This window comes from Pseudomonas entomophila (genome assembly GCF_029478665.1).
Lineage (GTDB): Bacteria > Pseudomonadota > Gammaproteobacteria > Pseudomonadales > Pseudomonadaceae > Aquipseudomonas > Aquipseudomonas entomophila_F.
Genome location: NZ_JARPQB010000036.1, coordinates 44625 through 51137 on the forward strand (window position 1 = coordinate 44625; position 6513 = coordinate 51137).

5 protein-coding genes are annotated in these 6513 nt (G+C 66.4%); all 5 read left to right on the plus strand.

The window, feature by feature from the left end; genetic code table 11:
* Positions 1-124: 124 nt before the first annotated feature.
* The 5 genes from P5705_RS18200 to P5705_RS18220 all read left to right on the plus strand — a co-directional run bounded on the left by P5705_RS18200 (position 125) and on the right by P5705_RS18220 (position 6422).
* Positions 125-2071 carry a DNA topoisomerase III gene (locus P5705_RS18200; RefSeq protein WP_277462265.1) on the plus strand — a complete coding sequence of 649 codons (1947 nt, stop codon included), beginning with the start codon at positions 125-127 and terminating at the stop codon, positions 2069-2071.
* Between the two features lie 97 nt (positions 2072-2168).
* Entirely contained in the window at positions 2169-3458 is a 1290-nt protein-coding gene (locus P5705_RS18205) for an NAD(P)/FAD-dependent oxidoreductase (protein WP_277462266.1), read from the plus strand.
* A complete protein-coding gene (locus tag P5705_RS18210) occupies positions 3451-4011 on the plus strand; it encodes a helix-turn-helix domain-containing protein (protein WP_277462268.1) in 561 nt (186 codons plus the stop codon). The genes P5705_RS18205 and P5705_RS18210 overlap by 8 nt, the downstream gene beginning before the upstream one ends.
* 126 nt (positions 4012-4137) lie before the next feature.
* Complete coding sequence (locus P5705_RS18215; protein WP_277462271.1) at positions 4138-5481, plus strand: glutamine synthetase family protein; 1344 nt, start codon at positions 4138-4140, stop codon at positions 5479-5481.
* A 161-nt stretch (positions 5482-5642) separates the two neighbouring features.
* A complete protein-coding gene (locus tag P5705_RS18220) occupies positions 5643-6422 on the plus strand; it encodes a TSUP family transporter (RefSeq protein ID WP_277462272.1) in 780 nt (259 codons plus the stop codon).
* Positions 6423-6513 lie beyond the last annotated feature (91 nt).

Genomic DNA, 6513 nt, shown 5'->3' on the forward strand with positions numbered 1-6513 from the left:
CTGGGAGTGGCAACCCTGCCAAAATCACGGATAAAAAAACTGTACATGCATACAGATAAAACTTGCCTGCGCGCCCTGCCTTGCGCATCCTAGTGCCCATTCCCACCGATCAAGCGTTGCGGCCATGCGCCTCTTTCTCTGCGAAAAACCCTCCCAGGCAAAAGACATCGCCAAAGTGCTCGGCGCCCAGCGCCGGGGCGACGGCTGCTGGCAAGGCACCGATGTCTGCGTGACCTGGTGCATCGGCCACCTGCTGGAAACCGCCCCGCCCGACAGCTACGACGAGCGCTACAAGCGCTGGTCGCTCGACGACCTGCCGATCATCCCCGAGAAGTGGAAAATGACGGTCAAGCCCAAGACCGCCAGCCAGTTCAAGGCGGTCAAGCGCCTGCTCGGCGAGGCCCGCGAACTGGTGATCGCCACCGACGCCGACCGCGAGGGCGAGATGATCGCCCGCGAACTGGTCGAGCACTGCCGCTACCGGGGGCCGATCCAGCGCCTGTGGCTGTCGGCCCTGGACGACGCCTCGATCCGCAAGGCACTGGCGCGCCTGCTGCCCGGCCAGGAAACCTTCAACCTCTACCACTCCGCCCTGGGCCGCTCGCGGGCCGACTGGCTGATCGGCATGAACATGAGCCGCCTGTTCACCCTGCTCGGGCGTCAGTCCGGCTATCAGGGCGTGCTGCCCGTGGGTCGGGTGCAGACACCGACGCTGCGCCTGGTGGTGGACCGCGACCGCAGCATCGCCGATTTCGTGCCGGTACCCTTCTGGGCCATCGACGTGCAGCTGGAAAGCGCCGGCAATGTGTTCAACGCTCAATGGCGCGCGCCGGAGGATGCCTGCGATGACCAGGGCCGTTGCCTGAAGCAGGCCCTGGCGCAGCAGGCCGCCCATGACATGCAAGCTGCCGGCAGCGCCCGGGTGATGAAGATCGCCACCGAGCGCGTCCGCGAGGCCGCGCCCCTGCCCTTCGACCTGGGCACCCTGCAAGAGCTCTGCTCGAAGAAACTGGGGCTCGGTGCCCAGGAGACCCTGGACATCGCCCAGGCGCTGTACGAAACCCACAAACTGATCACCTATCCGCGCAGCGACAGCGGTTACCTGCCACTCAGCCAGCATGGCGAGGCGCCGGGCATCCTCGCCGCGCTGCAACGCGCCGATGGCAGCCTTGCACAGCTGCAACCGTACCTCGACCCGCAACGCCGCTCGCGGGCCTGGAACGACCAGAAGGTCAGCGCCCACCACGGCATCATCCCTACCTCCGCCGCCAGCGACCCGTCGCGCCTGCCACCCAAGTACAAGGCGGTGTACACCCTGATTCGCGCCCGCTACCTCGCCCAGTTCCTGCCCAACCACGAGTACGACCGCACCCAGGCCGACTTCGATTGCGCCGGGCACACGCTGCGCTCGGTCGGCAAGCAGATCATCGAGCCGGGCTGGCGCCGTGCGCTCCCCGAAGCGTTGACCCCCACGAAGGGCCGCGAGGCGCCACCGGCCCAGGTGCTGCCGGCACTGCGCGAGGGGCAGGACTGCGCGGTGCGGGGCTTGCAGCTCAAGGACCTGTGGACCCAGCCCCCTAAACCGTTTACCGAAGGCGATCTGATCAAGGCGATGAAGAACGTCGCCAAGCTGGTGGAGGACCCACTGCTCAAGCAGAAGCTCAAGGAGACCACCGGCATCGGCACCGAGGCGACTCGCGCCAGCATCATCCAGGGCCTGCTCGACCGCGGCTACCTGGTCAAGAACGGCAAGGCACTGTCGGCCACGCCAGCAGCCTTCAGCCTGATCGATGCCGTGCCCCGGGCCATCGCCGACCCCGGCACCACGGCGATCTGGGAACAGGCGCTGGACATGGTACAGAGCGGCGAGATGAGCCTGGACGAGTTCGTCACCCGCCAGTCGGCGTGGATGGGCAAGCTGGTGCAGCGCTGCAGTGGCATGCGCCTGAACATCACCGGGCCAGCGGCAGGCAAGGCCACGGCGCCCTGGAAGAAGAAGCGCAAGGGGGCGGCCAAAGGCAAGGCAGCAACCAGCAAGCCCCGACAGCCTCGGCGCAAGGCAGCAACCTAGCGCGGCTTGCCTCGAATAATGCCCTCGACTGGCGATATGAAAATCCTCTGCTATTTTTTCATGAAAATAATCATAAAAAATTTCACGAGGCCCCGGCATGTTCAAGCAATCCGCCCAGCACGTCGCCAGCTACTACGCCCAGACCTACCCCGCCCCCATCCCCCTGCGCCCTACCCTGCAAGGCTCCGTCGACACCGATGTACTGATCATCGGCGCCGGTTTCAGTGGCCTGCACACCGCCCTGCGCCTGGCCCTGGCCGGCACGCGCGTGACCCTGCTGGAGGCCAGCCGGGTGGCATGGGCGGCGTCCGGTCGCAACGGCGGCCAGGCGTTGCTCGGCTGGTCGTGCGACATGCCGCCCCTGCTCAAGGCCCTTGGCCTGGAACGCGGGCGCCGCCTGTGGGACAGCATGTGCTGGGCCGCTCGGGAAATGCGCGAGTTACCCCAACGCCACGGCTTCGATATCGACTACCGCCTCGGCAGCCTGTGGGCCGCGGTGCTGCCGCGTCGCGTCAAGCTGCTGGAGGAAGCTCGTCGTGAAGCGCAGGACACGCTCCACTACGATTGCCTGCGCTTGATCGGCCGCGATGAGCTGCCCGAATGGATCGACAGCCCGCGCTATCAGGCCGCGCTGTACGATCCCAACGGCGCCCACCTCAACCCGCTGAAACTGGCCCAGGGGCTGGCGGCCACGATCGAGCGGGCCGGGGGCGACATCTTCGAACAGAGCCAGGTGCTCGACTACCAGGAACACGCAGACGGCTTCGTCGCCCGCACCGCCAGCGGTGAAGTGCGCAGCCGCGTGTTGGTGCTGGCCTGCAATGCCTACATCGACGGCCTCGACCGCGCCCTCTCGCGCCGCTTGCTGCCGGTAGGTTCCTACCAGGTGGCCACCGCGCCGCTCGATACGGGCCTCGCCGCCTCGCTGCTACCCCGCAACAGCTGCGTGATCGATAACCAGTTCATCCCCGACTACTTCCGCCTCACCCCCGATCACCGCCTGCTGTTCGGTGGCGGCTGCACCTATCTGGGCGGCATCCCCAAGGATGTCGCCGCCGCCACCCGCCCTTGCCTGGAGCGGGTGTTCCCACAACTCAAGGGTGTGGCCATCGAGCACGCCTGGGGCGGGCATATCGACTGCAGCCTCCAACGCACGCCGGATATCGGCCGCCAGGGCCAGCGCTATTGGCTGCAGGGTTTCTCCGGGCATGGCGTGCTGCCGACCCTGGCCGGGGCGCGCGCGGTCAGCGACGCGATCCTCGGCGACGAGGACCTGCTGGCGTTGTACCAAGGCATCGACAACGGCCGCTTCTTCGGTGGCGACCTGCTGGCGGCCCCGCTGGAGGCGGCGGCCAAGGCCTGGTACAGGATGCGCGATCATGTCTGAACCACGTGAAGCACGCGAAGACCTGGCGCGCCTGGTCCGCGACCTGCGCAAGCACCGGAGTCTCACCCTGGATGACCTGGCCACGCGGGTGAACCGTTCCGTGGGCTTTCTCTCCCAGGTGGAGCGCGGCCTGTCACGCCCCACCGTGGCCGATCTCACCGCCATCAGCGAAGCGTTGCAGGTACCCACCACCTATTTCTACCAGGCGGTGCCGCCGAGGGAGATCGACTGGGTCACCCGCCCCGGCGAACGGCGCACCCTGTATTACGCCGCCGGGGTCACCGATGTGCTGGTCTCGCCCACCCTCAACGGCCGCTTCGCCATGCTCGAAAGCCACTTGGCACCGGGCGCCAGCAGTGGCGAGGGGCACTTGGACGACAGCTCGGAGCAGGGTGGTTTCGTCCTCGAAGGCGAGCTGACCCTATGGCTGCACGGCCATGAAGCGGCCGTGACCTTGCATCCCAACGACAGCTTTCAGCTGCCGCCGCATAGCCAGTTTCGCTATGCCAACCTGACGTCCCTGGTGACACGTGTCCTTTGGGTGTTCCGTTGACGGCACGGCTTTGCCTGCGCGGGCCCATTCGCCGGCAAGGCCGGCTCCTACAGGCGCGGCGTTGACCTTGAAGCTGGCGCATGGCCACTGATCACCGAATCATGTTTCATTGCAATGGAGCACACGATGACCACCAACCACAGCTTGCCCGACGAAGTCCGTGCCTTCCGCTCACGGCATCCGGACGTGCGCTACGTCGACTTGATCAGCCTGGACATTCCTGGCCACTTCTACGGCAAACGCTACCCCATCGACATGCTGGAAAAGGTCGCCGCCGGCAGCCCCTTGAAGCTGCCGCAGAACTGCGTGTTGCTGGGTGTCCAGGGCGGGCTGTTCCCGATTGGCGACTACTGCTTCAACGACGGCGACCCGGACGCCGTGCGCCGCCTGGTACCGGGCACGCTCAAACCGGTGAGCTGGGAGCGCGAGCCACTGGGCCAGATGCTGATCACTTCCGACGGCACTGCCGCGCCCATCGAGTTCGAACCCCGCGAAGTGCTCGCCCGTGTGTTGCAGCGCCTGGCACGGCGCGGTATCCGCCCGGTGGTGGCGTTCGAGCTGGAGTTCTACCTGTTCGATCGCGCACTCAAGGAAGGCCTGCCACAGTTTCCCCACGACCCGTTCAGCAATGACGCCGACGACCAGCCCAACCTGCACATCGAACGCCTGTCGCGCTTCTCCGACGTGCTGCGCGAGATGGTCGAGGCCGCCAACGCCCAAGGCGTGGACGCCAATGTGATCACCGCCGAACTGGGGCCGGGCCAGTTCGAGATCAACTTCGGCCACTGCGACGATGGCCTGCGCGCCGCCGACTGGGCGGCGATGTTCTGCCGCAGCACCCGTGGCGTGGCGCTGAAACACGGCTTGCGCGCCTCGTTCATGAGCAAGCCCTACCTGCAGGCGCCGGGCAGCGGCATGCATGTGCACGTCAGCCTCTACGACCGGGATGGCAACAACCTGCTCGCCGCCGACCAGCAACGCCCGCTGCGCCACGCCGTGGCCGGCTGCCTGGCGCTGCTGCCGCACTGCATGCCGATCTTCGCCGCCAACCACAATGCGTTCCGCCGCTATGGCGCCATGGTCAACGCCGCCAGCCGTGCCAGCTGGGGCTACGAGGATCGCGATGCGTGTATCCGCATTCCCGAATCGGACCCGCGCAACCTGCGTATCGAGCATCGATTGGCGGGGGCGGATGCCAATCCGTATCTGGTGCTGGCGGCGATCCTGTGTGGGATGGAGCATGGGCTCGATGCCGCGCGGGAACCCATTGCGCCACTGAACGAGAACCGTGGCAGCGGCATCGATTTTCCCAAGGACATGCTTGGCGCGGTGGCTGCCATGCGCGGGCATCCGGTGGTGAATGATGGGTTGGGCGCGGAATTCGTCATGGTGTATTGCGAGAACAAGCGCCAGGATCATCTGGCGTTCATGCAGGAGGTCAGTGCGCGGGAGTATCGGTGGTTCCTGTAGTGCCCTGTTCGCCGGCAAGCCGGCTCCTACGGGACCTCTGTAGGGGCCGGCTTGCCGGCGAACAAGACCGGTGCTGGCAACACAACGTTACGAGGATTACCATGTACCGCCTCTAGCGCGGCCTTTTGCCGCACCCCGCCGTCCAGCCAGCCCAAGCCCCCATGCCCTTCGAACTCACCGTAGAACCGCTCACCCTGCTGATCCTCGCCCTGGTCGCCTTCGTCGCCGGTTTCATCGATGCCATTGCCGGCGGCGGCGGCCTGCTGACCACACCCGCTCTACTGACCGCCGGCATGCCCCCGCACCTGGTGCTGGGCACCAACAAGCTCAGCTCGACCTTCGGCGCGGCCACCGCCAGCATCACCTACTACCGGCGCAAGCTGTTTCACCCGGCGCAATGGCGCCTGGCGATTCTCGGCACGCTGGTGGGCGCGCTGATTGGCGCGGTGGCCGCCCACTACATGCCGGCCGAATGGCTGAACAAGATGCTGCCGGTGATCGTCTTCGCCTGCGGCGTGTACCTGCTGTTCGGCGGCACGCCCAAGGCGCCGCTGGACGCCGATGCGCCGATCAAGCGGAAATGGCAGTTTCCCCAAGGCTTCTCGCTGGGCTTCTACGACGGCGTGGCTGGCCCCGGCACTGGCGCGTTCTGGACCGTGAGCACGCTGCTGCTCTACCCCATCGACCTGGTCCGCGCCAGCGGCGTGGCACGCAGCATGAACTTCGTCAGCAACATCGCGGCGCTGACGGTGTTCGTCATTTCCGGGCAGGTGGACTACGTCGTCGGCCTGTGCATGGGCCTGTCGGTGATGGTCGGCGCCTTCTTTGGTGCGCGCACGGCGATCAGCGGCGGCAGCAAGTTCATCCGCCCGGTGTTCATCACCGTGGTGCTGGCATTGACAGTGCGCCTGGCCTGGCAGCATTGGTTCGGTCAGGCCTGATACGGCGTGGGGGCAACAGCCTTGCAGATGTTCGGGATTTACGCTCCCCCCTGTAATTGAATGGACTCGCCCCCGCCGAGGCATCACAGTG